The organism is Terrabacter aeriphilus, from assembly GCF_039542985.1.
GTDB classification, from domain to species: Bacteria; Actinomycetota; Actinomycetes; order Actinomycetales; family Dermatophilaceae; genus Terrabacter; species Terrabacter aeriphilus.
The window spans coordinates 228321-254803 of sequence record NZ_BAABIW010000016.1 but is presented as its reverse complement, the minus strand read 5'-3'; the positions used below and the strand labels follow the sequence as shown (position 1 = coordinate 254803).

General features: G+C 73.0%; 21 protein-coding genes. 16 read left to right on the top strand and 5 right to left on the bottom strand.

Annotated elements, in window-relative coordinates; translation table 11 throughout:
• Nucleotides 1-18: 18 nt before the first annotated feature.
• Together ABD979_RS12940 and ABD979_RS12935 are read left to right on the top strand one after the other, a co-directional pair.
• Complete coding sequence (locus tag ABD979_RS12940) at nt 19-3051, top strand: bifunctional [glutamine synthetase] adenylyltransferase/[glutamine synthetase]-adenylyl-L-tyrosine phosphorylase (RefSeq protein ID WP_345507895.1); 3033 nt, start codon at nt 19-21, stop codon at nt 3049-3051.
• On the top strand, nt 3048-4322 hold the full coding sequence (locus ABD979_RS12935; RefSeq protein ID WP_345507894.1) for an MFS transporter: 1275 nt from the start codon (nt 3048-3050) through the stop codon (nt 4320-4322). The genes ABD979_RS12940 and ABD979_RS12935 overlap by 4 nt, the downstream gene beginning before the upstream one ends.
• 158 nt (nt 4323-4480) lie before the next feature.
• On the opposite strand, the gene ABD979_RS12930 is transcribed toward ABD979_RS12935, so the two are convergent.
• Together ABD979_RS12930 and ABD979_RS12925 are read right to left on the bottom strand one after the other, a co-directional pair.
• Nucleotides 4481-5467 (bottom strand): peptidoglycan-binding domain-containing protein, encoded by a 987-nt coding sequence (locus ABD979_RS12930; RefSeq protein WP_345507893.1) that lies wholly within the window; start codon nt 5465-5467, stop codon nt 4481-4483.
• Between the two features lie 268 nt (nt 5468-5735).
• On the bottom strand, nt 5736-6194 hold the full coding sequence (locus tag ABD979_RS12925) for a DUF1810 domain-containing protein (RefSeq protein ID WP_345507892.1): 459 nt from the start codon (nt 6192-6194) through the stop codon (nt 5736-5738).
• Nucleotides 6195-6411: 217 nt separating this feature from the next.
• Here ABD979_RS12925 and ABD979_RS12920 point away from each other — a divergent pair, with 217 nt between their 5' ends.
• On the top strand, nt 6412-6684 hold the full coding sequence (locus tag ABD979_RS12920; RefSeq protein ID WP_345507891.1) for a hypothetical protein: 273 nt from the start codon (nt 6412-6414) through the stop codon (nt 6682-6684).
• A 134-nt stretch (nt 6685-6818) separates the two neighbouring features.
• Here the strand turns inward: ABD979_RS12920 and ABD979_RS12915 are convergent, their stop codons facing one another.
• On the bottom strand, nt 6819-7616 hold the full coding sequence (locus ABD979_RS12915) for a DeoR/GlpR family DNA-binding transcription regulator (protein WP_345507890.1): 798 nt from the start codon (nt 7614-7616) through the stop codon (nt 6819-6821).
• A 120-nt stretch (nt 7617-7736) separates the two neighbouring features.
• On the opposite strand from ABD979_RS12915, the gene ABD979_RS12910 reads away from it, so the two are divergent.
• From ABD979_RS12910 to ABD979_RS12855, 12 genes are all read left to right on the top strand, one after another.
• Nucleotides 7737-8678: a PfkB family carbohydrate kinase gene (locus ABD979_RS12910; protein ID WP_345507889.1), complete on the top strand. Its 942-nt coding sequence runs from the start codon at nt 7737-7739 to the stop codon at nt 8676-8678.
• A 49-nt stretch (nt 8679-8727) separates the two neighbouring features.
• Complete coding sequence (locus ABD979_RS12905; RefSeq protein ID WP_345507888.1) at nt 8728-9648, top strand: aldolase; 921 nt, start codon at nt 8728-8730, stop codon at nt 9646-9648.
• Nucleotides 9645-11111, top strand: coding sequence for a hypothetical protein (locus tag ABD979_RS12900; protein WP_345507887.1), 1467 nt, complete (start codon nt 9645-9647; stop codon nt 11109-11111). Before ABD979_RS12905 ends, ABD979_RS12900 begins: the two co-directional genes overlap by 4 nt.
• Nucleotides 11112-11144: 33 nt before the next feature.
• A complete protein-coding gene (locus ABD979_RS12895) occupies nt 11145-12473 on the top strand; it encodes an ABC transporter substrate-binding protein (protein WP_345507886.1) in 1329 nt (442 codons plus the stop codon).
• A 1-nt stretch (nt 12474) separates the two neighbouring features.
• A complete protein-coding gene (locus ABD979_RS12890; RefSeq protein WP_345507885.1) occupies nt 12475-13428 on the top strand; it encodes a carbohydrate ABC transporter permease in 954 nt (317 codons plus the stop codon).
• A 10-nt stretch (nt 13429-13438) separates the two neighbouring features.
• Nucleotides 13439-14254 carry a carbohydrate ABC transporter permease gene (locus ABD979_RS12885; RefSeq protein ID WP_345507884.1) on the top strand — a complete coding sequence of 272 codons (816 nt, stop codon included), beginning with the start codon at nt 13439-13441 and terminating at the stop codon, nt 14252-14254.
• Between the two features lie 3 nt (nt 14255-14257).
• A complete protein-coding gene (locus ABD979_RS12880; RefSeq protein WP_345507883.1) occupies nt 14258-16534 on the top strand; it encodes a glycoside hydrolase family 31 protein in 2277 nt (758 codons plus the stop codon).
• Entirely contained in the window at nt 16527-17654 is a 1128-nt protein-coding gene (locus ABD979_RS12875; RefSeq protein WP_345507882.1) for a M24 family metallopeptidase, read from the top strand. The genes ABD979_RS12880 and ABD979_RS12875 overlap by 8 nt, the downstream gene beginning before the upstream one ends.
• 104 nt (nt 17655-17758) lie before the next feature.
• Nucleotides 17759-19186, top strand: a complete 1428-nt coding sequence (locus tag ABD979_RS12870) for an NAD-dependent succinate-semialdehyde dehydrogenase (protein ID WP_345507881.1) — start codon at nt 17759-17761, stop codon at nt 19184-19186.
• A gap of 19 nt (nt 19187-19205) precedes the next feature.
• Nucleotides 19206-19931, top strand: a complete 726-nt coding sequence (locus tag ABD979_RS12865; protein WP_345507880.1) for a TSUP family transporter — start codon at nt 19206-19208, stop codon at nt 19929-19931.
• Nucleotides 19925-21595, top strand: coding sequence for a glycerol kinase GlpK (glpK, locus tag ABD979_RS12860; RefSeq protein ID WP_345507879.1), 1671 nt, complete (start codon nt 19925-19927; stop codon nt 21593-21595). The genes ABD979_RS12865 and glpK overlap by 7 nt, the downstream gene beginning before the upstream one ends.
• Nucleotides 21592-23301, top strand: coding sequence for a glycerol-3-phosphate dehydrogenase/oxidase (locus ABD979_RS12855; RefSeq protein WP_345507878.1), 1710 nt, complete (start codon nt 21592-21594; stop codon nt 23299-23301). The genes glpK and ABD979_RS12855 overlap by 4 nt, the downstream gene beginning before the upstream one ends.
• Before the next feature lie 233 nt (nt 23302-23534).
• Here the strand turns inward: ABD979_RS12855 and glnA are convergent, their stop codons facing one another.
• Nucleotides 23535-24959 carry a type I glutamate--ammonia ligase gene (glnA, locus tag ABD979_RS12850; protein WP_345507877.1) on the bottom strand — a complete coding sequence of 475 codons (1425 nt, stop codon included), beginning with the start codon at nt 24957-24959 and terminating at the stop codon, nt 23535-23537.
• A gap of 207 nt (nt 24960-25166) precedes the next feature.
• Between glnA and ABD979_RS12845 the strand changes: the two genes are divergently transcribed.
• The gene (locus ABD979_RS12845; protein WP_345507876.1) at nt 25167-25649 is read left to right on the top strand and encodes an RDD family protein; all 483 of its coding nucleotides are present in this window, start codon (nt 25167-25169) and stop codon (nt 25647-25649) included.
• Nucleotides 25650-25740: 91 nt separating this feature from the next.
• Here ABD979_RS12845 and ABD979_RS12840 read toward each other — a convergent pair whose 3' ends face one another.
• Nucleotides 25741-26478 carry a DUF4191 domain-containing protein gene (locus ABD979_RS12840; RefSeq protein WP_345507875.1) on the bottom strand — a complete coding sequence of 246 codons (738 nt, stop codon included), beginning with the start codon at nt 26476-26478 and terminating at the stop codon, nt 25741-25743.
• Between the last annotated feature and the right edge of the window lie 5 nt (nt 26479-26483).

The following is a 26483-nucleotide window of genomic DNA, read 5'->3' as shown; positions in this document are numbered from 1 at the left end:
ACCCCCGACCGGCACCCGATGTCATCCCGCACCACGACCACCGAGGGCGCGCTCGCGCGGCTCGGCTTCGCCGACCCCGACCGGGCGGTGACGCTCGTCGACGACCGCGCCCTGCTGCCCGTGCGGGCGGCCGTGCCCGGGGGGCAGCTCGACGAGCTCGCGGCCGTCATGGGCGACACGGCCGACCCCGACCAGGCCCTGCTCGGTCTCGTACGGGTCTGCGAGTCCCTCGCGGAACAGGGCGATCCGACCGACTGGGGCATGACCGCGTTCTGCGCCGAGCTGGCCCGGCCCGGGATCGCGCGCGAGCGGGTCATCGGCGTGCTCGGCGCCTCGACCGCGCTCGTCGACGAGCTCGTGCGCCACCCCGAGCACTGGCTCGACGCGGCCCGAGCCGAGCGGCGCCCGGGGGAGCAGGTCCGTGCCGACCTCGTGCACGCGGTGACGGAGGGGCGCGGCGAGCACTCGCCGCTCGATGCGCTGCGCATCGCCTACCGGCGCGGGCTGCTGCAGATCGCGGCGCTCGACGTGACGGCGCGTGACCCCCTCTCCGAGATGCCGTGGGTCGGCGAGGCGCTCGCCGAGCTCGCCGAGGCCGCTCTGGAGGCCGCGCTCGCCATCGCCCGCGAGGAGTACGGCGAGGGCCACGAAGCCTGCCGGCTCGCCGTCATCGGGATGGGCAAGACGGGCGGCGGCGAGCTCAACTACGTCAGTGACGTCGACGTCATCTTCGTCGCCGAGCCGGCCGACGGCGTCGACGAGGACACGGCGCTGCGCGTCGGGACCGCCCTCGCCACGGCGACGATGCGCGCCTGCTCGACGCCCACGGCCGAGGGCAGCCTCTGGCCGGTCGACGCCGCGCTGCGTCCCGAGGGCAAGCAGGGCCCGCTCGTGCGCACCATCCGCAGCCACGTGGCCTACTACGAGCGCTGGGCCAAGACGTGGGAGTTCCAGGCGCTCCTCAAGGCCTGGGTCTCGGCCGGCGACAAGGAGGTCGGGCTGCGCTACAAGGCCGAGATCGCCCCCCTCGTGTGGGAGGCGGCCGGCCGCGAGAAGTTCGTCGAGGACGTGCAGGCCATGCGGCGGCGCGTGGAGCAGCACGTGCCCGCCAACGAGGCCGCCCGCCAGCTCAAGCTCGGCCCGGGCGGGCTGCGCGACGTCGAGTTCAGCGTCCAGCTGCTCCAGCTCGTCCACGGCCGCACCGACCCCAGCCTGCGGTCGGCGACGACGCTCGAGGCGCTCTCGGCGCTCGCCCGCGGCGGCTACGTCGGGCGCGACGACGCGGCGGTGCTCGACCGCGCCTACCGCCACCTGCGCTGCCTCGAGCACCGCATCCAGCTCCACCGCCTGCGGCGGACCCACCTGATGCCCGTCGCCGAGGCCGACCTGCGCCGGCTCGGCCGGGCCATGGGGCACCGGACCCACCCCGAGCGGGCCGTCGAGGCCGACCGCCAGGCCTCCTCGCGCGAGGTGCGCCGGCTGCACGAGCGGCTCTTCTACCGGCCGCTGCTCGCGGCCGCCGCCAAGCTCAGCCCCACCGAGGCGCGCCTCAGCCCGGAGGCGGCCCGGCAGCGCCTGCTCGCGCTCGGCTTCCACGACCCCGCGGGCGCGCTGCGCCACATCGAGGCCCTGACGACGGGCGTGAGCCGACGCGCGGCGATCCAGCGCACCCTGCTCCCGGTCATGCTCGGCTGGTTCGCCGACGAGGCCGACGCCGACGCCGGGCTGCTCTCCTTCCGCCGGGTCTCGGACGAGCTCGGCACGACGCACTGGTACCTCAAGATGCTCCGCGACGAGGGGCGGGCCGCCGACCGGCTCGCGCACTGCCTCGCCCGCAGCCGGTATGCCGCCGACCTGCTCGTGCGCTCGCCCGAGAGCGTGTCGATCCTCGGCGACGACACCGGGCTGACGCCGCGCTCGCGCGAGAGCATCACCGCGCGCATGCAGTCCGCGGCCGGGCGGCGCGACAGCGCCGCCGATGCGGTCGCCGCCGTGCGGGCGATCCGCCGGCACGAGCTGCTCCGCATCGTCATGGCCGACCTCGTCGGCACCATCGACCTCGCCGGGGTCGGGGCGGCCCTGACCGACCTCACGGGCGCGACGATCCAGGTCGTGCTCGACACGGCCGTGCGCCAGGTGGAGGAGCGCGAGGGCGCACCGATCGGCGGTGACCTGCTCGTCGTCGCCATGGGCAGCCTCGGCGGCCGCGAGCTCGGCTACGCCTCGGACGCCGACGTCATGTTCGTCCACCGGCCCCACCCGGGCGCCGACGACGCGGAGGTGCAGGCGCGGGTCACGCTCGTGGTCCAGGAGCTGCGCAAGCTGCTCTCCGGCGCCGGGCCCGACCCCGCCCTGGGGCTCGACGCCGACCTGCGCCCCGAGGGCAAGGCCGGACCGCTCGTGCGCAGCCTCGACGGCTACCGCACGTACTACGAGCGGTGGGCCCTCACGTGGGAGTTCCAGGCGCTGCTGCGGGCCACGCCGATCGCGGGCCCGGCCGACCTCGCCGACGCCTTTCGCGAGCTCATCGACCCGCTGCGCTGGCCCGAGGGCGGGCTCGACGCGAAGCAGGTGCGCGAGATCCGCACCCTCAAGGCGAGGGTCGAGAGCGAGCGGCTGCCGCGCGGGGCCGACCCGCGCACCCACCTCAAGCTCGGCCGCGGTGGCCTCACCGACGTCGAGTGGGTCGTGCAGCTGCACCAGCTCCGGCACGCCCACGCGCACCCGGCGCTGCGGGTGACCGGCACGATGGCCGGGCTCGACGCGCTCGAGGCCGAGGGCATCCTCGCCGGCGAGGACGTCGCGGCCCTGCGGGAGGCCTGGCGCCTCGGGGCACGCATGCGCAACGCCGGCGTGCTGTGGCGCGGACGCCCCATCGACAGCGTGCCGTCCGACCTGCGCGACCTCGACGGCATCGGGCGGATCATGGGCCGGGCGGCCGGCGAGGGCGCCGCCCTCGCCGAGCTGTGGCGCCGGGTGGCGCGCCGGGCCCGCCACGCAACCGATTTCAACTTTTACGACTCGACGCCCCGGGGTAGCGTCATCCCGTGAGCCAGACCCAGGCGCCCGCCGGCAGCGTGCCGACGTACGCCGCCGTCCTCCGGGTGCCGCGATACCTCCCGATCTTCCTCGCCAGCGCCCTGTCGATGTGGGGCGACTACATCGCGCGGGTCACGATCGCGGCGGTCGTCTACGCCCGGACGAACTCACCGCTCGCCACCGCGACGACGCTCGCCGTCAGCCTCGTGCCGACCTTCTTCGGGCGCAGCCTCGTCGGGCCCGTCGTCGACCGGTTCCCCTACAAGTGGGTGCTCATCTGGTCGCACCTGCTGCGCGCGACGTGCGTGCTCGGCCTCATGTGGCTCGTCCTCAGCGGGTCGTCGGTCTACGTCATGTTCGCGGTGCTCTGCGTGCTCGAGCTCATCGGTGGGGCGTCGAGCGCGTCGAACATGGTGCTGCTCACCGACCTCTTCGAGGACCGGCACCTCTATGCACGGGCCGTCGGCCTGGGCGCCATGTCCGAGCAGTTCAACCAGGCCATCGGGCTCGCCGTCGGCGGCGGCCTCGTCGCCCTCGTCGGCTACGAGACGGGCCTGCTCATCGACCTGCTCACCTTCGTCGTGGCGGCCGTCGTCATCCTCTTCGTCGTGCAGGCGCGCCCGGTCACGGGTCGGCGCGGGCGCGGCGTGCGCGGCTTCGTCGGCGACCTCTCGACGGCTGCCGGCGACCTCGCGCGGCACCCGGTGCTCGCCCGGCTCGTGCTGCTCAGCGCGTTCGCGAGCCTGGGCATCGCGGCCCCCGAGGCGCTCGCGATCCCGATCGCCGGCACGAGGGGCTGGGGTGGCGCGCTCATGGCCGCGCCGATCGTCGGGGCCGTCGTCGGCATCGTGCTCATCGGCCGGCGCGACGTGCAGAGCCAGAACCGCTCCATCGTGCCGCTCGCGCTCGCGATGCCGCTGCCGCTGCTCGTCACGGCCCTGCACCCCCCGATCATCGTGGTGGCGGCGTGCTTCTTCGTCTCCGGCATGATGCAGGCGTTCATGGTGCCGCTGCAGGCGACCTTCGCACTCGTCACCGAGCCCGAGCTGCGCGGCCGCATCTTCAGCCTCGCCGGCGCGGTCTCCATCGCCGCCGCCGGCCTCTCCTTCCTCGTCGCGGGCTGGCTCGGTGCGCACACGAGCCCGTATGCCGGTGTCGCCTGGTGCGCCCTGGGCTGCCTCGGCCTCGTGGCCGCGTTGGCGGTCACCTGGCCGCACCGCCGGGTGCGCAGCGCCGTCGACCGGGCGTACGCGACGCCCTCCACGACCTCGCACGCCGCCTGAGCGCTGGTGCGGGTCCCGGGTCCCAGGTCCCGAGGGGCAGCGGGGCCCGGACCGCCCCGTCAGGTGGTCCCGGGGACCAGTGAGGCCCGGCGCACCCCGCGGGGGTGCGCCGGGCCTCGGCCGGGAGCGCGGGCGCCGGTCGACCCGGCGCGGGGTGGTCAGGCGGGCTTCATGCCGTGCGCGGCCAGCAGGGCACGCCACGTCGACGGGTACGCGATGCCGTAGGCGGGCACGTGGCGGGCCTGCTGCCAGCTGATGAGGCGCGACTTCGTCGTCGAGGAGAAGCTGCCCGTCGCCGGGATGCCGATGGCCTTCTGCAGCGTCATGACGGCAGGACCGCTCATGCCCGGGCGCAGCACCATGCCGGAGCGCGGCACCATCTCACGCAGCAGCGCGCTCGCTCCCGCCGGGGCCTTGACGGTCGGGTAGCTGGCGCAGCGACGGGGGTTCGGTGCCGCATCGCCCGCCGACCAGTTGAGGTCGGCGGGGCGGCAGGGGCCCCAGTCGACCGGGGCGACCTGCTTGCTCCAGAAGGAGGTGCGGCCGAGGGCGCCCTCCCACGAGAGGCTGATGTGGATGTGGTTGCGGTGGCACGCGGTGTCGTAGCCGGTCGAGGTCGTCGTGGCGCACCCGTTGTACGGCCGCCAGCCCTCGGCGGAGCGGTAGGAGCTCCAGATCTGGTTGTTCCAGATGACGTACATGACGCCCAGCCGACGGGCGTTCGCGTAGCGGTTGCCGGCGGCGTCGGTCTTGAGCATCCACGTCAGCAGGGCGCTGGCGTTGGCCCTCTCCGTCGTGTTGCGGACGTTGAAGAAGGTGTCGACCGAGCGGCCGTCGAAGTGCTCGGAGGACGGCGACGTGGCTGACGTGCAGGTTCGGGCGAGGCCGTAGGTCGCGCCGTAGGTGGCGCGGATGAGGTTGCCGAGCTTGGCCGAGCCCGCCCGCGTGCGCAGGTCGCAGCCGGTGGCCGGGACGTAGGGCGACAGGCCCTCCACGGCGACCGGCAGGCCGGTCGGGGTCGGCGGCACCGGCGCGTTGCCGCCGGCCTGGGCCGGGGGAGCGGCCGTGACGATGGCGAGCGAGGCGAGCGCCGACAGGACGAGACCGGCGGCGCGCAGGCGTCGCCGGATGAGCAGTGTTGACATGTGGGGTCTCCCAGAAGGGTGCGGACGAGAGCCGTCCCGGTGGGGGCCGGGGGGCAGAGCGCGAGGGGTCTGGAACGGGCGCCCGGGCGCGGGCCGGATGGCCGGCGTCAACTGCCGCACGCGGATGGGGAACTTTAACCCTTTTGTCCGTTTAAGGCATAGGGAACTGCCGAAGTGGGGGACCGACACGCCGTCATTCCGTCCCGGCCCCGCCAGGACACCGCCGCGGCTCCGCGGCGCCCGCGTGAACCCCGCCAGCCGGCCGACCTCACCGGCCGAGGATGCCCACCGTCAGTCTGTCCCGTCGGCCACCGAAGAAGTGCTCGAGCACCCGGGCGAACGGGCGCGCCGCCTCGGGACCCTCGGCGTGCGCCGCGAGCTCGAAGAGGGTCATCGACGAGCGCAGCTTCGTCGCGTCGACGGGGCCGAGCACGGCGGCTGCGTCGGTCTCGGCGAGTCCGTCGAGCGCGGCCACGCACTCGAGCAGACGGGGACCGAGCACGGGATGCCGGAGGTAGGCCCGCGCCTCCGGCAGCCCCGTCACCGCGAAGTGCCGGGCCGTTGGGCTCTGACCCAGACCGGCCACCTGTGGGAGCACGAACCACATCCAGTGCCCCTGCTTGCGCCCGTCCCGCAGCTCCGCGAGCGCCGCGGCGAAGCTGCCGCCGGCGTCCTGCGCCTGCACGAAGCGGGTGAGCGAGAAGGGGTCGGGGGCCGCGTCCGTCACGAGTGGCTCCTACCCAGCAGCCGCCCGGCGCACGCACCCACCCACCCGTGGTGCACCGCACCGGCGGGCGAACGAGCCACACGGCATACGCGAACCGCCGTGGTGGGCAATCTTGCGCAAACCTTGCGGCCTGCGGCGGACTGCCTTGCAGTTCTGTCTGCACGATGAAACACATACCGGACGAACCGTCCGGCCAGGGGGATCGAAAGGGACTGACATGACTGCCGCAACCGCCATCGCCACCGCACCGAGCGTCATGTGGCCGCTGCTCGTGCTCTTCCCGATCCTCGGCTTCGTCGTCGGCGTGGCGTGCCACCGGTCGAGCCGCAAGGCTCCCGAGGCGCCGGTCGCCTACCAGCCGTGCCGCGCCACGGGCCACCGTTACCAGCCCTGGGCCGAGGGCTGGCGCTGCAGCACCTGTGACGAGGTCGTCGTCAGCATCGCCGTCACCCCGGCCCGTCCGCGGGAGCTCGCCCTCAGCTCGCACTGACCCACCAGCTCGCGCGGTCCACGACCGCACCTCAGGCCGCTCCCGACGGGGGCGGCCTGAGTCGTTCCCGGGGGCCGGTCGGCCGACGACGCGACGACGGGACCCCCGGGTGAACCGACGACCGGGACGACGGCTCAGCGCGCGAGGCGCACCCGCGTCCCCGCCGCCTGCAGCCGCTCGGTCAGGGCCGGCGGCGGGGTGGTGTCGGTGACGACCTCGGTGATCCGGTCCCACGCGCAGAGCAGGACCGGCGCGGGGGCGGAGAACTTCGTCGCGTCGACGAGCAGGACGACCCGCTCGGCGATGTCCATGAGGGCGAGCTTGGTCGGTCGCTCGTTGTCGGTCGAGACGTAGATCCCGCGCTCGTCGGCCGCGGCCGCCCCGAGCAGGAGGGTCCCGACGCGCAGGCCGGCGGTCGCCTCGACGGTGCGCGGCCCGACGAAGGCCTGGCTCTCGGCGAGCAGCTCGCCCCCGAGGCCGACGACCCGGCCGAGGTCGCGCGTCAGCGCGAGCTGCATGACCGGCACCGAGTGCGTCACGAGCGTGCCGCGGAAGTCGTCCGCGAGCGCCTGCACGGCGGCATACGTCGTCGTGCCCGCGTCGACGGCCACGGTGCCGGTCGCCGGGAGCCCGCGCACCGCGGCCTCGCCGATGGCGCGCTTGGCGTCGGCGTTCTCGTCGGCCCGGCCGGTGAACTCGGGGGAGTGCAGCGCCGGGCGCAGGGCGCTGACGCCGCCGTGCACGATGCGCACGCCACCGCTCTCGGCGAGCTTGCGCAGGTCGCGGCGCACCGTCATGTCGGAGACCCCGAGCCGACGAGTCAGCTCGGTGACGGACACGAAGCCGGCCTCCTCCACGGCGTCGAGGATGCTGCGTCGCCGATCGGGTGCGCTGTCGTAGCGCATCGTCGATGGCGCGGAGTCGGTCGTCATCGCTTCACCACGGTCCGAGCATACGTGAGCAAGTTGCTCATGAGTGTTGACTATCCAACATTCACTGTTAACCTAGCAACATCAGCACGGACCCGGACCGCCCGAAGGAGTGCGCCCCCCATGGCCCCAGCCCGCGACGACCTCGCCGCCGTCTTCGTCGGTGTCGCCACGCTCGACGCCATCGCCCTCGTCGCCCGCTACCCCGGCGCCGACGAGCGCGTGCTGGCCGACGCAGTGGTGTACGCCGGCGGTGGCCCCGCCGCGACGTCCGCGGTCGCCGCCGCGCGGCTCGGCGTCCCCTGCGCCTTCGTCGGCGCGGTGGGCGACGACGCGAACGGCCACGCCATCGTCGCGGGCCTCGAGGCCGAGGGCGTCGACGTCAGCGGCGTCACCCTGTTGCCCGGGGAGACGTCGGCCGCCAGCGTCGTCGTCGTCGACCGCGGCCGCGGCACCCGCGCCATCAGCAACCGCCCCGCGCCCCGGGTGGAGGTCGCCGCCGGCGCCGGCCTCATCGCGGCGGCGCCCGTCGTGCACGTCGACCACGCGGGCTGGGCGCCGGTGCACGCCTCCGGACTGGTGCGCGCCGGCCAGCTGCTGTCGGTGGACGCCGGCAACGACATCCCGAACTTCGACACCCGCAGCGCCGGCCTCTACGTCCCGACCGTCGAGGCGTTGCAGCGTCTCCACGGCGGGCTCGAGGTCGACGAGCTCCTGGCGCGGGCTGTCGCCGACGGCGCCGGCACCGTCGTGGCCACGGCGGGCCCGCGGGGCTCGTGGGCGCTTACGGCCCAGGGCGAGCGCACCCACGCCCCGGCGCACCGCGTCGACGTGCTCAGCACCCTCGGCGCCGGCGACGTGTTCCACGGCGCGCTCGTGGCCGCGGTCGTCGACGGCCTCCCGCTCCACGACCAGCTCACCGTCGCCAACCTCACCGCCGCCCTCTCCTGCCGGGGCCTCGACGGACGCTCCGCCATCCCGCGGGCCACGAGCGCCTCGGCCCTGCTCGCCACGTCCTCACACCCGACGCGGGCCCCGATGCCCACGTCCACCAGGTCCGTCTGACCATCCCGACTCCACTGCTGCCGCCCCCACCCCGAACGAGGAGCACCCGATGACCGACCCGTCCGTCACCACCGTCCCGAACGGCACGAGCCCCAGTGCCGGCCTCAGTGCGGGCCTGGCGCGCATCGCCCGCCCCAGCGGTGCCTTCGCCATGCTCGCCGTCGACCAGCGCGAGGCGATGCGGGCCATGTTCGCCGAGCACCGCAGCGAGCCGGTCACCGACGCCGTGCTGACCGACTTCAAGGTGACCGCCACGCGGGTGCTGTCGCCGTACGCGTCCGGCGTGCTCGTCGACAAGCAGTTCGCCTTCGACGCCGTGGTCGACCAGGGCGTCGTGGACCCCTCGTGCGGTCTCATCGCCGCCGCCGACCACTTCATCGCCGGCAACGGCGAGTTCGTGACCGCCGTCGAGATCGACCGCGCGGTCGACGCGGCGACGGTGCGCGACCAGGGGGCCGTCGCGATGAAGCTGCTCGTCATCCACCGCCCCGACGAGGCGGCCGCCCAGCGCATCGAGATGGTCGAGGAGTTCGTCGACCGCTGCCACGGCGCCGGCCTCGTCAGCATCATCGAGCCGGTCGCCAAGGCGCCCCGCGGCGGGGGCGCGTGGGACTGGGACGAGTGCGTCGTCGAGGCGGCACGCGAGCTCGGTGGCCTCGGTGCCGACCTCTACAAGGCCGAGGTACCGCTCAAGGGGCAGGGCGACAAGGACGAGATCCGTCGCCGCTGCGCGCAGATCACCGAGGCCGTCGACTCGCCCTGGGTCGTGCTCTCCTCGGGCGTGCCGGCCGAGCGCTTCGCGCACGCCGTCGAGCTCGCCTGCCGTGAGGGTGCCTCGGGCTTCCTCGCCGGCCGCGCCGTGTGGGCCTCGGTCATCGGCAGCGACGACGTGGAGCGCGACCTCCACGAGGTCTCCGTCCCACGCCTGCAGCGCCTCGGCGCCCTCGTCGACGAGGTCGTGCAGCGATGACGGGGACGCTCGACCAGCCGCTCGCCGCACGCACCGACGGGGCTGCCCCGGTGCGCGTGCTCCTCGTGCCGACGGCCCGCCCGACCTTCGCCGTCGACGTCGCCCGAACGCTGGCCGCCGAGGCCCGCGCGCTGCTCGTCGAGCTCGGCGCCGAGGTCGTCGGGCCCGATGACCTCGTGATGACCCCCGAGGACGTCGTGGCCGCCCGGCCGTTCGTCGACGCCGGCGCCGACCTCGTCGTCAACGTCTGCGCCTCGTTCTCCGACGCGACGCCCGCCCTCGAGCTCTACGGTGACCTCGAGCAGCCGGTGCTGCTCTGGTCGTTCCGCGAGCCGGGCCCTGTCGGCGACCGGCTGTGGCTCAACTCGATGTGCGGGGCGAACCTCTTCGGGCACGCGCTCGTCGTGCATGCCGGGCGGACGCCGCGGTTTCTCTACGGCGATCCCGGCGAGCCGGGCACCCGCGCGACGCTCCGGGACGCGCTCGCGGGCGACCTGCCGCCGGTGGTGCCGCTGCCCGCGACGCGCGGCGACCGTGCCGAGGCCTCCGAGGGCTCCGACGTCGTGCGCGGGCTCGAGTCCCTGCGCGGACGACGCCTCGGCCTCGTCGGCGACGCGCCGCCCGGCTTCACACCGAGCCAGTACGACGGCGACCTCCTCCAGCGCCTCTTCGGCATCGAGGTGGAGCAGGTCGACGTGGACGCGATGTTCGGCCAGGTCGCGGCGGTGTCCGACGACACCGCCCGCACCGAGCACGCCGCCGCGCTGGCCGCGCAGCCCTCCCTCGCGCAGGTGGACGGTGACCAGGCGCTGACCTCGGCTCGCATCACCTCGGCCATGCGCGACTGGCGCGACCGGGACTCCTTGTCGGGCATGGCGATCCGCTGCTGGCCGGAGTTCCCGACGCAGCTCGGGGCCTGCCCGTGCTCGTCGCTGTCGCGCGTGGCCGACGACGGCACGCCGACCGCGTGCGAGCGCGACGTCTACGGCGCCGTCACGATGCTGCTCATGGAGGCGCTCGGGTCGGGCACGACCTACCTCGTCGACACCGTCGACCTCGAGGCCGCCGACAACGTCGTCCGGCTCTGGCACTGCGGCGCCGCCGCCACCTCCCTGGCCGCGGACCCCGAGGCCGCGACGCAGTCCACGCACTGCAACCGCAAGCTCGGCGTGGCAGGCAACTTCCCGCTGCGCACCGGTCGCGTCGTCATGGCGCGACTGACCGAGGACCCGTCCCGCCCCGGCGGGCTGCGCCTGCTGCTCGCCGCGGGGGAGTCCCTGCCGGAGCCGAACCGCTTCCAGGGCAACACCGCCGCCGTGCGGGTCGACGGCGACGCGTCCGCGCTCGTCACCGGCCTCGTGACCGGCGGTTTCCCGCACCACACCGTCCTCGCCTGGACCGACGTGCGCCCGCAGTTGCGGGCCGCGGCGGACCGCTTGGGCATCACCGTCGTCGACTGGTAAGACCCCGATCGCAGGACCCGAGGAGAGACAACGATGTCTGACACCCCCACCTTCGCCCGCCGTCGGTTCCTCACCGGGATCGGCGCCGTCGGCCTCGGCGCGTCGCTCAGCGCGTGCGTCGGCCCGACCATCACCGCCCGTGGTGGCCGCAGCACCGCCGCCGGCGCCGGGGCCGCGGTCCTCGACCGCGTCGGCACCGGGAAGGCCACGGGCACCGTGTCCTTCGCCCACTGGCGTGCCGAGGACAAGGCCGTCTTCGACACGCTCATCGCCTCGTTCGTCAAGGACAACCCCGACGTGCGGGTCACCCAGGACATCGCGCCGTCGAACGACTACCAGAGCACGGCGCTGCAGAAGGTCAAGGGCGGCAAGATCGGCAACGCCTTCGCGGCCTTCCGCGGTGCCCAGTTCGTCACGATGGACAAGGCGGGCCTCTTCGCCGGGCTCGGCGCGCAGCCGTTCGTCGACAACTACTTCGCCGAGCTGATCAAGTCCGGCCAGGCCACGAGCCGGGCCCAGATGGGGCTGCCCTACCAGCTCGTCTTCAACATGCCGATCTTCAACGAGGCGGCCTTCGAGTCGGCCGGCGTCTCCGAGGCGCCTCGCGACTGGGACGGCTTCCTCGCCCTTTGCGAGAAGCTCAAGGGCGCGGGCCTCGTGCCGATCGCCTGGCCCGGCGGTGAGCCCGCCAATTCGGGCCAGTTCCTCAACCCCATGGTGATGAACAACATGCCGAGCGACACCGCGTTCGCCGAGATCGAGGCGGGCACCCGCACGGTGACCGACGACTGGTTCCTCGCCACGCTGAAGCAGTACCAGCAGCTCGCTCCGTACTTCGAGCCGAACTCCACCGGCACGAGCTCCGAGCCGCTCCAGCAGCTCTTCGCGAGCGGCAAGGCCGGCATGCTGGCGACCGGGTCGTTCCACATCAGCGCCGTGCGCGCGCTGGGCGCCACGTTCCCCATCGACCTCATCGCCCCCATCACGGTCGCGGCCGACAAGGCGAAGTACGAAGGCATCTACAACGCGACATTCATCCTCGGTGTCAACACGGCAGGCACCGCCCAGGAGGCCTCGCTCAAGTGGCTGCAGTTCCTCTCAGAGCCGGCCAACGCGAGCGTCTACGCCAACGGCACCGCACAACACCTCACGGTCAAGGACGTCGACTACACCAACCCCGACCTCAAGCGCACGGCGCCGTGGCTGGAGAAGAAGACGCTCCTCGCGCCGCGATTCCAGTTCAACAACCTCGACATCCGCGCAGCGGTCGAGGCCGCGTGCGTCGCCGTCGTGGGCGGCACCTCGCCCGACGAGGCCGCGGCCACCGCGCAGGCCGTCGTCGACCAGAAGCGGAGCCGCTGACATGTCGACGACGCTCGCCCCCAGCCGGGCGGCGGAGGCCGGGACCGGTGACCAGGGTGGTCGCCGCCGGCGGCGCAGCCCGATGGCCGCCCACCCGGCGCTGTGGCTCTTCCCCGCTCCGGCCGTGCTGCTCTACACCGTGTTCTTCGTCGTGCCGACCATCCAGGGCGTGCTCTACTCGGTCACCGACTGGGACGGTTTCAGCCCGACGGCGCAGTTCGTCGGCTTCGACAACTTCGTGACGATCTTCACGGGCGACGACCTCTTCCGGAACGCGCTCGGCAACAACATCAAGTTCATGCTCGTCGTCGTCGTCTTCCAGACGCTGCTCAGCCTCGCGTTCGCCGTCTTCCTCGTGCGCAACACCAAGGCGTCGGTCGCGCTCCGGTCGATCTACTTCCTCCCCACGATCCTCTCGAGCGTCTCGGTCGCCTTCATCTGGAAGTTCGTCTACGACCCCAACTTCGGCCTCATCAACACGGTGCTCGGGGCCCTCGGGCTCGAGCGCTTCCAGGGGGCGTTCCTCGGCAACGACAACCAGGCCATCTACTGGGTCGCCATCACCCAGGTGTGGTTCCACGTCGGCCAGATGATGATCATCTACATCGCCGGCCTGCAGTCGATCCCGACCGAGCTCTACGAGTCGGCGCGCATCGACGGCGCGAGCCGGTGGCAGCAGTTCCGCAACGTCACGCTCCCGATGGTGGCGCCGGCGACGGCGATCGTCATGGCCTACACGACCGTGCAGAGCTTCAAGGCCTTCGACCTCATCCTCGGCCTCGGCGGCAACCCGCCGAAGGGCTCGCTCGACATCCTTTCGACCCGCATCTACGCCGGGTTCGCCAACTCCCAGTTCGGCTATGCCGCAGCGGAGTCCATCGTCTTCATGGCCCTCATCGCGGTGATCACCTGGGTCCAGCGACGTGCTGTCAAGGCCACGAACCCGGACGTGTGAGGAGACCACCATGAGATACCAGCTCACCCGACGTGTCGTCCTCGGCGTGTACGCCGTGCTCATCGTCGTGCCGATCCTCGTCGTCGTGCTCGGCTCGTTCAAGACGAGCGCGGGACTCTTCGACTCGCCCTTCGGGCTGCCCACCGACTGGCAGGGCGGCAACTACTCCACGATCGTGGGCGACTCTGGTCTCGGCGTCGCGTTCCGCAACAGCGTCGTCGTCACGGGGCTCTCCGTGCCGATCACGCTCTTCCTCGCCAGCCTGGCCTCCTACGGCATCGCCCGTACGACGGGGTGGAGGAGCGGCCTGCTCTTCGGCTTCATCGTGCTCGGCATGGCGGTGCCGGCCCAGGCGAACATGATCCCGCAGTACGTCCAGTTCGAGACGTTCGGGCTGACCGACTCGCTGCTCGGGCTCGTCCTCATCAACGTCGTCGTCACGATGCCGATCGCGGTGTTCATCATGACGGGCTTCCTCAAGACCCTGCCGAAGGAGCTCTTCGAGGCGGCCGCCGTCGACGGCTCGGGCCCGTGGCGCACGTACCGCTCCGTCGTCGTGCCGGTCTCGGTGCCGTCGCTGTCGGCCACCGCCATCTTCCTCTTCGTCATCCACTGGAACGACCTGCTCTACCCGCTCCTGTTCATCCAGGACCCCGACAAGCGGACGATCCCCGTCGCCCTCCTGTCGTTCCAGGGCGAGTTCCTGACCAACTACCCGCTGCTCTTCACGGGCGTCGTCGTCGCGTCCGCGCCGATCGTCATCGCCTACGTGTTCCTGCAGCGCTACTTCGTCGCCGGCATCACCGCCGGCGCGGTGAAGGGCTGAACCGTGACCGATCCGTCGCCCACCCTGCTGCTGCGTCGCGTCCGCGCGACCGCCGCCGACGCCGCCGGCGTGACCCTCGACCTCGACGCCCTGCCGGGCGTGCAGCTCGGCGTCATGCCCGGCTGGCTCACGGGTGAGCCCCTCGCCGCCCAGGGCGTCGAGACCGAGATGCCCAACCTGCCGACTATCGACCTGCCCCCGGCCGACGTCACGCCGTGGGTCCTGCGCGTCACCGCGCCGCAGCCGGACTGCCTGCGGCTCGTCCTCGCACCGGCCGGCCACCCCGACCTCGTCGACGACGGCACCGGTCGCGGCATCGTCGTCGACCCTGCGCCGGCGCCCGTCGCGCTCGGCGCCGAGGAGGCCGAGGCGCACGTGGCCGTCACGGCCGGCCACCTGAGCCTCGAGGTGGGCCGAGCGCCCTTCACGCTGCTGCTCCGCGACACGCGGACGGGCGCCGTCGTGCTGCGTACCTCCGACCGGTTGCGCCAGGTGGCCGGGCTGCTGACCGCGCCGTCGGCCCTCACCGACGGCGAGGGGACGACGCTCAACCTCGAGCTCGGACCGGACGAGGACATCCTCGGCTTCGGCGAGCAGTTCGGCCGCCTCGTCAAGAACGGCCAGCTGCTGCGCCTGCGCAGCGAGGACGCCTGCGGCACCGGCACCGGCCTCGCCTACAAGCCGGTGCCCGTGTGGCACTCGTCGCGGGGCTACACCGGGTTCGTCAACACCGGGGCGGTCGTCACGGCCGACGTGGGGCACTCGCGGCCGTCGGTGCTCTCGCTCGGGGTGGCCGGCGACGCCGTCGACCTCTACGTGATGACGGGGCCGGACCCCGCGGCACGGCTGTCGGCCTACACAGCCCTCACGGGGCGGCCGGACGTGCCGGCGCCGTGGGCGTTCGGCTACTGGATGGGTCGCTGCCGCTACCACTCGAGTGCCGAGATGCTCGAGGTGGCGCGGACGATGCGCGAGCACGAGGTGCCTGCCGACGTGCTGCACCTGGACCCCGACTGGCTCGTCGTCGACCGCCTCAACACCGACTTCATCTGGAACACCGAGCGGTTCGGCGACCGCAAGCAGTTCGTCACCGACCTCGCGGACGAGGGCTTCCGCCTCTCGGTCTGGGAGCTGCCCTACCTCGACCCGGCATCGCCCGTGTTCGAGCACGCCGAGCGCGAGGGCTACCTCGTGCGGCGCACCGACGGCTCGCTGGCCGGCATCCAGAAGACGCCGACGCCCGACGGGCGGATGCGGGCCCTGCTCGACTTCACCAACCCGGATGCACGCCGGTGGTGGCAGGAGCAGCACCGGGCCTTCCTCGACGACGGCGTCGCCGTGTTCAAGACCGACTTCGGCGAGGCGCTGCCCGACGACGTCGCCCTCTTCGACGGCACCCCTGCGAACGAGGCGCACAACCTCTACCCGCTGCGCTACAACGGCGCCGTCTCCGACGCCATCCGCGAGTTCACCGGCCGGACACCCCTCGTCTGGGGGCGCAGCGGGTGGGCCGGTTCGCACCGCTACCCGGGCCAGTGGGGTGGCGACGCCGAGTCGACGGTCGCCGGCATGCAGGCCACGGTGCGCGGCGGGCTGTCCTACGCGATGAGCGCGCCCGGCTTCTGGAGCCACGACATCGGCGGCTTCTTCGGTCCCGAGCTCACCCCCGCCCTCTACGTGCGTTGGACGCAGCTGGGCGCGCTCTCACCCCTCATGCGGGCCCACGGGCTGCGCCCCCGCGAGCCCTGGGCGTTCGGCGCCGACGCCCTCGGGATCTGCCGCGACTGGGTGCGGTTGCGCTACTCGCTGCTGCCCTACCTCTGGCAGGTCGCCGTCGAGTCCGCCACCAACGGCTGGCCGGTGATGCGGCCGCTCGGGTTCCACTTCCCGCTCGACCGGGTGGCCCGCACCGTCGACGACAGCTTCCTGCTCGGCTCCGACCTGCTCGTCGTGCCGGTCTTCGACGACGCGGACGCACCCGTCGAGCGCACCTTCTACGTGCCCGAGGGGGAGTGGTTCGACCTCCAGGACGACACATGCTTCGTCGGGCCCGGGTTCCACACGGTGACCGTCCCGCTCGACCGCGTGCCGGTGCTCGTCCGGGCCGGAGCCGTGCTGCCGCGCGTCGACGTCGACCCCTCCGTGCGCTCGACCGACGACCTGCTGGACCGCCCGTGGCGGCTGCACGCCTACGGCTCGGCCGCGGCGGAAAGGCGGTCGTTCGTCGGCTTCGACGCCCAGCCGTGCACCGTCGACGGGGAGGTCGTGCGCCATGGCTGACGACAGCGCCCGGCGCGCGGACCTGCGCGACAAGGTCGCCCGGCTCGCCGAGCTCGCCGCACGGCGTGGGGTGGACACGATCGTGCTGCGCGACCCCGCAGCGCTGACGTGGCTGCTCGGCTGCCGCGTCAACGTGCCGCAGACCCTCGACGCGGCCTGCCTGGACGTCGTCGTCCACCTCACCGACGGGCCGAGGCTCCGGATCGTCACGAACGCCATCGAGGCGCCCCGCCTGCGCGACACCGAGCTCGCGTGGCTGGACGGTGACGGCGTCGACGCACCCGGGACGAGCTGGAGCGTGGTGCCCTGGTGGGAGGCCCGCGACGCGGCGCTGCCCACGACGTCGGGTGCGTCCGTCGGCACGGACCGCCCGCTCGACGGTGCGCGTGACCTCTCCGCAGACCTCAGGGCCCTGCGCCGCACCCTGACGCCGCACCAGGCCGTGCAGCTGCGCGACGTGGCCGCCGACACGGCCGCCGCGGCCTCGGAGGCGGCTCTCGGTCTCGAGCCGACGACGAGCGAGTACGCCGCCGCGGGCCTGCTCGCCTCCGCCCTGCTCCGCCGTGGACTCGACCCCGTCGTGCTCCTCGTCGGGGGCGTCGACCGCCTCGACGCCCACCGTCACCCGCTGCCGACGGCAGCCGCCCTCGGTCGTCGCGGGATGCTCGTCGCCTGCGGCCGCCGGCACGGCCTCGTCGCGAGCGTCACCCGCATCGTCTCGTTCGCGCCCCTGACCACCGCGGAGCAGGACGGCTACCGACGCCTGCTCGCCGTCGAGCAGGCGTTCCTCGACGCGACCCGGCCCGGGGCCCGACTCGGTGACGTCGTGGCGACCGGCACCGCCGCCTACTCCGCCCACGACTTCGACCCGCACGAGTGGCACCGCCACCACCAGGGGGGCCCGACCGGCTGGCAGCCGCGGGAGTTCCCCGCCGACCCGGGCAGCGACGTCGTGCTCGACGCCGGGCAGGTCGTGGCCTGGAACCCGAGCGGCGGCGGCTGGAAGGTCGAGGACACGACGCTCGTCACGCCGTCGGGCTGCGAGCCGCTCGTTCACGACCCCACCTGGCCCACCCTCGCGGTCGCGGGACGACTCCGCCCCGACGTCCTCGTCCGCTGACCGCGGCCCGCAGCCGGCGGCATACGTCCACCCACGCCCCACCGCGCCCGCACGCACCGCACGCACCGCACGCCCCGCACGCCCCGCACGCCAAGGAGATTCCCGTGACCTCGACCGCCCACCACCTCATCGACGGCACCTGGGAGAGCGGGAGCGCCGTGCTGCCCGTCACGAACCCGGCCGACTGCACCCCCGCGGGCGACGTCGCCTGGGGTGACGCCTCGACCGCGACCCGTGCGGCCGACGCGGCTGCCCGCGCCTTCGGTGACTGGTCCGGGCTGCCCGCCCGCCGCCGCGCCGACGTGCTGCTCGAGGCCTCCCGCCTGCTCGCGGAGCGGTCCGCCGACATCGGCCGCCTGCTCGCCGTCGAGGCCGGCAAGCGGCTGCCAGAGGCGGTCGGGGAGGTCGCCTTCAGCGCGGAGTACTTCCGCTGGTTCGCCGAGCAGGCGAGGCGACCGCACGGCGAGGTCATCCCGCACGAGCTGCCCGACCGGCGACACCTGACGCTGCGACGCCCCGTCGGGGTCGTCGCGTCGCTGACGCCCTGGAACTTCCCCTGCTCCATCCAGGCCCGCAAGCTCGCCCCGGCCCTGGCGGCCGGCTGCACCGTCGTCGCGCGCGTGTCGGAGAAGGCACCGCTTGCCGTGACCGAGATGTTCCGGGCGCTGACGGATGCCGGGCTGCCCCCGGGCGTCGTCAACCTCGTGCACGGCCCGGCGCGGGAGGTGACGCAGACGCTGCTCGACCACGACGCGGTGCGGGCCGTGACGTTCACCGGCTCGACCGGCGTCGGCCGCGAGATCATGGCGGGCGCTTCCCGGCGGATCGTGCGCCCACTGCTCGAGCTCGGCGGCGACGCGGCCTTCGTCGTGCTCGAGGACGCCGACGTCGACGCCGCCGTGGAGGGCGCCCTGCTCGCGAAGTTCCGCAACACCGGGCAGTCGTGCATCGCGGCGAACCGCTTCGTCGTGCACGAGGTGGTGCACGACGAGTTCGTCGAGAAGTTCGTCGCCCGCGTCGACGCCATGACCGTCGGTGACGGTCTCGCCGACCCGTGCCCCGACCTGGGGCCCGTCATCGACGACTCGCGCGTCGAGGCCGTCACCACGATGGTCGACGAGGCGCTGGCGCTCGGGGCCCGGCGCCTCACCGCCGATCGGCAGCTGCCGACCGGCGGCACCTACCTCGCGCCGACCCTGCTCGCCGACGTCCCGGACACGGCCGCGCTGGCGAGCGAGGAGGTGTTCGGCCCGGCCGCCGCCGTGTTCCGCTTCTCCGACACGGACGAGGCGGTCGCGCGCGCGAACCGCACCGAGATGGGTCTCGCCGCCTACGTCTGGTCGCGCGACGTCTCGCGCTGCTGGCGCACGGCCGAGGCGCTCGAGGCCGGCATCGTCGGCGTCAACAACGCCCTGCCGTCGGTCGCCTTCGCGCCGATGGGCGGCGTCAAGCAGTCGGGCCTCGGGCGCGAGGGCGCCGCCCTCGGTCTCGAGGAGTTCGAGGACGTCCGCTACCTCGCGCTCGGCCTGTGACGGGGACGGTGACCGGCTCGTGACGACGGAGCTCGTGCTGCTGCCGCTCGGCGTCGTGGCGGGCGCGTTGACGCAGCGGGTGACGGGCATCGGTTTCGCGCTCGTCTGCGCGCCCCTGCTCGTGCTCGTCGCCGGCCCGTTCGACGGGGTCGTCCTCGCGAACCTGCTCGGCCTCATCGTCAGCCTCGTCGTCTTCGTCGCGCACTGGCGCGACACGGAATGGCGTCGCGGCCTTCTCCTGGCCGTGCCTGCGCTCGTCGCGATCCCGTTGGGGGCGTGGGTCGCCCGCACGGTGGCGCCCGCGCCGCTCATGGTCGTCATCGGCTCGCTCGTCATCGTCGCGCTCGGCGCGGTCGTGCTCAGCACGCGAGCGCGTGTGCTGAAGGGCACCCGCGGTGCGGTCGTCGCCGGCGGCGCGAGCGGCTTCATGAACGTCACCGCCGGCGTCGGCGGGCCCGCCATCGTGCTGTATGCCGTCAGCACCGACTGGGAGCACCGCAAGTTCGTCGCGACGTTCCAGTTCTACTCGATCTTCACGAACGTCGCCTCGCTCGTCGCCAAGGGCGGGCTGCCGCACATCGGCACGACGGCGCTGCTCGTCTCGCTCGGCGCGCTCGCCGTCGGGCTGCTCGGCGGTGAGGTGCTCTCCCGCCACGTCGACCACGCTGCCGCGCGGCGGCTCGCCATCGGGCTCGCCCTGACCGGCGCGTGCTTCACGGTGGTCAAGGGGGTGCTCTCGTGGTGACCCCGCCGAGCGCGCCCCGGCCGGGTCGGGACCGGTTCGTAGCCGCCATCGACCAGGGCACGACGAGCACCCGCTGCCTCGTGCTCGACGAGCACGCCGTCGTGCGGGGCAGTGCCCAGCTCGAGCACGCCCAGCACTACCCGCAGCCGGGGTGGGTCGAGCACGACCCCCTCGAGATCTGGGCCAACACCGCGGCCGTCGTCGGTCGAGCCCTCGCCACCGCGGGTGTGGAGGCGAGTGACCTCGTGGCCTGTGGTGTCGCCAACCAGCGCGAGACCGCGGTCGTCTGGGAGCATGCGACCGGTCGTCCGGTGCATCCGGCCGTCGTCTGGCAGGACACCCGCACCGAGGCGCGGTGCCGGCGTCTCGCCCCGACGCCCGAGGCCGTGGAGCGGTGGCGCGCGGTGACCGGCCTGCCGCCCTCGACGTACTTCGCCGGACCCAAGATCGCGTGGATCCTCGACCACGTCGACGGCGCGCGTGAGCGGGCCGAGGCCGGCGAGCTGCTCGCGGGCACCGTGGACTCGTGGCTGGTCTGGAACCTCACGGGAGGGGTGGACGGCGGCGTGCACGTGACCGACGTGACCAATGCCTCCCGCACCCTGCTCATGGACCTACGCTCGCTCTCCTGGAGCGCGGAGCTCGCCGACGAGACGGGCGTCCCGCTCCGGGTGCTGCCCGAGATCCGCAGCTCGGCCGAGGTCTACGGGCACGGGCACCGGACCGGACCCCTGGCCGGGGTGCCGGTCGCCGCCGCGCTGGGTGACCAGCACGCTGCCCTGGTCGGGCAGGCCTGCTTCGAGCCCGGCTCGTCGAAGTGCACGTACGGCACGGGCGGGTTCCTGCTGACGAACACCGGCGACCGTCCCGTCCGCAGCCGGCACGGCCTGCTCACGACGGTGGCCTACCAGCTCGGTGCCGAGCCCCCGACCTACGCCCTCGAGGGCTCGGTGGCCGTCGCCGGCTCACTCATCCACTGGCTGCGGGACCGGCTCGAGCTCGTGCGCGACGTCAGCGAGGTGGAGAGCCTCGCCGGCTCGGTCGACGACAGCGGCGGCGCCTACTTCGTGCCGGCGTTCTCGGGGCTCTACGCGCCGCGGTGGCGGCCCGACGCGAGAGGCACCATCACCGGGCTCACGGCCTACACGGGCCGGGCGCACCTCGTACGCGCAGCCCTCGAGGCGACGTGCTTCCAGACGCGAGAGGTGGCCGACGCGATGGCGTCCGACACGGGCGCCGTCAGCGGCGCCGGCAGCGGCCCCGGGCCCGGGGCCGCTGCCGGAGCGGGCTCGGCTCTGGGCCTGCGCGAGCTGAGGGTCGACGGCGGCATGGTCGCCAACTCGCTGCTCATGCAGCTGCAGGCCGACACGCTGCAGGTCCCGGTGGTCGCGCCGGAGGTCGTGGAGACGACGGCGGTCGGCGCCGCCTTCGCCGCCGGTCTCGCGGTCGGGCTGTGGCGCGACCGCGACGAGCTGCGGGAGCTGTGGCGCACGGGGCGACGCTGGGAGCCACGAACCGACAGCGACCTGCCCACCACCCGGTGGCGTGAGTGGCACCGCGCGGTCGACCGCTCCCTCGGCTGGGTGGCCACCGAGCAGCATCCGGCCGCGGACGACGACACGGCCGGACCAACGGTCGACGACCTGGCGAAGGAGAGAGTGTGAGCACGCAGGAGACCATCGACGCGGCGCACCGGGAAGCGAGCTGGGCTGCGCTGCAGCAGGATCCGTTCGACGTGCTCGTCATCGGCGGCGGCGTCACCGGCGCCGGCGTGGCGCTCGACGCGGCCACGCGCGGGCTGCGCACCGCGCTCGTCGAGATGCGCGACCTCGCGAGCGGCACGTCGTCGCGCTCGAGCAAGCTCTTCCACGGCGGGCTGCGCTACCTCGAGCAGCTGAACGTCGGGCTGGTGCGCGAGGCCCTTCACGAGCGCGAGCTCATGCTGACGCGCCTCGCGCCGCACCTCGTGCACCCCGTGCCCTTCCTCTACCCACTGCGGCACCGCGGGTGGGAGCGGCCGTACGTCGGAGCCGGGCTGCTGCTCTACGACGCCCTCGCGGGGCGCTCGAGCGTGCCGCGGCACCGCCACCTCAGCCGCACCGGCGCCCGTGCGCTGTGCCCGGCGCTGCGCCCGGACGCGCTCGTCGGCGCCCTGCAGTACTACGACGCCCAGGCCGACGACGCCCGGCACACCCTCACCGTGGCGCGCACGGCGGCTCACTACGGCGCCACGGTGCGCACGTCGACCAAGGTCGTGGCGCTGGAGCGTGACGGTGGACGGGTCGTCGGGGCGCAGCTGCTCGACGTCGAGACGGGCCTAACGGCATCCGTCCGCGCCTCGGTCGTCGTCAACTGCACCGGCGTCTGGACCGACGACGTGCAGGAACTGGCCGGCACGCGTGGCCGGTTCCGCGTGCGCGCCTCGAAGGGCGTGCACCTCGTCGTACCGCGCGACCGGATCAACTCCGAGACCGGACTCATCCTGCGCACCGAGACGTCGGTGCTCTTCGTCATCCCGTGGGGCAACCAGTGGCTCGTCGGCACGACCGACACCGACTGGGCCCTCGACAAGGCGCACCCCGCGGCGAGCAGTTCGGACATCGACTACGTCCTGGCACAGGTGAACTCGGTCCTCCTCACGCCGTTGACGCGGGACGACATCCTCGGCGTCTACGCCGGCCTGCGGCCGCTGCTCGAGGGGGAGTCGGAGCAGACGAGCCAGCTCTCGCGCGAGCACGCCGTCGCCCGGCCGTCGCCGGGCCTGGTCAGCGTCGCGGGTGGGAAGTACACGACGTACCGCGTCATGGCGCGCGACGCCGTCGACGCCGCCGTGCTCGACCTCGACCGGCAGGTGCCGCCGTCGGTCACCGACCGCACGCCGATCCTCGGGGCGGAGGGGTACGCGGCGCTCGTCAACAGCCTCGATGCGCTGGCGCGCGACTGGGGGCTGCCGACGTGGCGCGTGCGGCGCCTGCTCGACCGCTACGGCAGCCTCGTGCACGAGGTGCTCGAGCCCACCCGGTCGGACGCCGGGCTGTTGCGGCCGGTCGACGGCGCCGACGACTACCTGCTCGCCGAGATCCGGTATGCCGTGACGCACGAGGGCGCGCTCCACCTCGACGACGTGCTGACCCGCCGCACGCGCATCTCCATCGAGGTGGCCGACCGCGGACTCACCGCCGCCGAGCCGGTGGCCGCCGTGATGGCCGACGTGCTCGGCTGGGACGAGGCGACGCGCGCGGGGGAGCTCGCGGCATACGGCGACCGGGTGCGCGCCGAGCGGGACTCGCAGACGCACGCCGAGGACCGCGCGGCCGACGCCGCCCGGCGAGCGGCCGCGGACCCGCGCGAGGCTCGCGCCGCCATCTGACGCCGCGCGCGGGCGACTGGGATGAAGCTGCGCATGGAGCTGCCGATGATCCTGCAGCAAATGGGGTGATCACCCCACCTGGCGCAGGATCATCCGCAGGATCATCCGTCGGCCCATCCCGGACGGCAGCAGCCCGGCGGGATGACCTCCCGGCCGGGCTGCTGCTGTTCGCTCGTCAGGTCCTGTCAGATGTCACTGAGCCTTTGTTCGACATCTGACTCCGCTTCGCTCCGTCAGATGTCGAAGTACATCTCGAACTCGTGCGGGTGCGGGCGGAAGCGGATCGGGTCGACCTCGTTCTTGCGCTTGTACTCGATCCAGGCCTCGATGAGGTCCTGCGTGAACACGTCGCCTTCGAGGAGGTAGTCGTGGTCGGCCTCGAGCGCGTCGAGGACGGCGGGCAGCGAGCCCGGGACCTGCTCGATCGCCGCGTGCTCCTCGGGTGGCAGCTCGTAGAGGTCCTTGTCGACCGGCTCCGGCGGCTCGATGCGGTTCTTGATGCCGTCGAGGCCGGCCATCAGCTGCGCCGCGAAGCACAGGTACGGGTTGGCCGACGGGTCGGGCACGCGGAACTCGATGCGCTTCGCCTTGGGCGAGGTGCCGGTGATCGGGATGCGCACGCAGGCCGAGCGGTTGCGGGCGGAGTAGACGAGGTTGACCGGAGCCTCGTAGCCCGGCACCAGGCGGTGGTAGGAGTTGACCGTCGGGTTCGTGAACGCGAGCAGCGACGGGGCGTGCTTGAGCAGGCCACCGATGTACCAGCGGGCGAGGTCCGACAGGCCGCCGTAGCCGCGCTCGTCGTAGAAGAGCGGCTCGCCACCCTTCCAGAGCGACTGGTGCGTGTGCATGCCCGAGCCGTTGTCGCCGAAGAGCGGCTTCGGCATGAAGGTGGCCGTGTGGCCCTGCTTCCACGCCGAGTTCTTGACGACGTACTTGAACTTCATCAGGTCGTCGCCCGAGTGGAGCAGCGTGTTGAAGCGGTAGTTGATCTCCATCTGGCCCGCGGTGCCGACCTCGTGGTGGCTGCGCTCGACGTTGAGACCGACCTGCTTGAGCTCGAGGCAGATCTTGTCGCGGAAGTCCGCGAAGTGGTCGACGGGGGAGACGGGGAAGTAGCCGCCCTTGTAGCGGGTCTTGTAGCCCTTGTTGCCGCCCTCCTCCTCGCGGCCGGTGTTCCACGCGGCCTCGATGGAGTCGAGGTAGTAGTACGACGCGTTCGACTTCGTCTCGAACCGCACGTCGTCGAAGATGTAGAACTCGGCCTCGGCACCGAAGTACGCGGTGTCGGCGATGCCGGTCGACTTGAGGTACTCCTCGGCCTTGCTCGCGATGTTGCGCGGGTCGCGGCTGTAGCGCTCGTCCGTGAAGGGGTCGAGGATCGAGAAGTTCATCACGAGCGTCTTCTCGGCGCGGTACGGGTCGAGGAACGCCGTCTGGACGTCCGGCACGAGCTTCATGTCGGACTCGTGGATGGCCTGGAAGCCGCGGATCGAGGACCCGTCGAACATCTGACCAACGGTGAAGAAGTCCTCGTCGACCGACTCAGCCGGCACGTTGAAGTGCTGCATGACACCGGGCAGATCGCAGAACCGAATGTCGACGAACTTGACGTCTTCGTCCTTGATGAACGCGAGGACCTCGTCAGCTGAGCTGAACATCCAACCTCCTGATGTGGGGCGAGACCGGCTCCGGCCCGGCTCCGGGGAGCGCGGCGGATCGTGGGACGGCCTCGTGCTGTCGGTGTCGACCCTACCGACCCCCGATTTCTCGGCCATGACCCGCATGTTTCGCGGGTGTTACGGCCGGGTCTGGCGCAGGCAAGGGCCGGGCAGGGAACGCGCCGCGGATCTCGTTACGCTGGACCCGTGGTGGACCGCAGAGACTTCAGCTCGTGGCTCGAGGGCCCGCGCGCCCGCACGAACACTGACGGGCAGTGGCGCGGCCGTGACCTCGGCCTGCCCCCGAGCGGTCCCGGGTCGGTGGCGGGCTTCGGCATCCGGCTCGTCGGCGTGCTCATCGACTGGGGGATCGCGGCGCTGATCGCCCGGGGCCTGTTCGCGGTGCCGCTCCCGTTCTCGCAGCCGCCGGCCACGGGCAGCCAGAACTTCGTCGTGCTCGGCGTCTTCGCCGTCATGCACCTGCTGCTCGTCGGCACGGTCGGCTTCACGATCGGCCACCGCATCATGGGCCTGCAGGTGCGCTCGCTCGGCAGCGGGCGCGTGCTGCCGCTCCAGGCCTTCGCGCGCACGCTGCTCCTCGCCCTCTTCCTGCCCGCGGTCGTCTGGGACCGCGACGGCCGCGGCCTGCACGACAAGGTGCCCAACACCGTCATCGTGCGCACCCGCTGATCGAACGCCCCGAGCAGGTATGCCGGAAGGCCAGGTTCGTCACGAACCTGGCCTTCCAGCATACCTGAGCTGGGTGCCCTTGCGGGCGGGATCACTTGCCGCGCAGGGCCTTCCGGTCCATCCGCGCGCGCATCGGGTCGACGCCCGGCGGCAGCGGGGCGCGCAGGCCACCGAGCGCCTTGAGGCGCTTGTTGACCATCGCCATCTCGTCCTTGGTGATCTGCGGCTTGAGGCGCTGCACCTTGCTGGCGAGCTTCGGCAGCGACACCTCGCCGTCGCCGGAGCCCACGCGCAGGGTGATCACCGGAACTCCGGGGGCCACGCGCTCGACGCGCTTCTTCTCGGCGGCGAGCAGCTTCTGCACGCGCGCGGTCGGGCCCTCGCCGACGAGGACGACGCCGGGGCGACCGAGGGCGCGGTAGACCATGGCGGCCGAGTTGATGTCACCCGGACGGGCGACGTCCGCGGCGACGGGCTCACGGTCGGTGTACCACCCGCGGCGGATCGAGGTCAGCGCGGCGCCAGCGGCGCCGGCCTGGCCCTCGATCTGGCTGTAGGCGGCGCGCTCGGCGCGGCGGCTCATGATGATCGTCGCGGCGAGGATGCCGAAGAGCACGCCGAAGATGCCGAAGATCCAGGGCAGCTTCACGAGGAAGCCGACGACGAGCAGGACCCCGAACACCACGAGGAACGCGAGCAGCATGAACCAGCCGATGGCCGGGTCCGCCTGCTTCGAGACGCGGTAGACGTCGCGGATCTGGGACAGTCGTCCCTGCTTCTTCTCCTGGGGCGCGCTCGTCGCGTCGCCCTCCTTCTTGTTGCGTGCCATGGGGC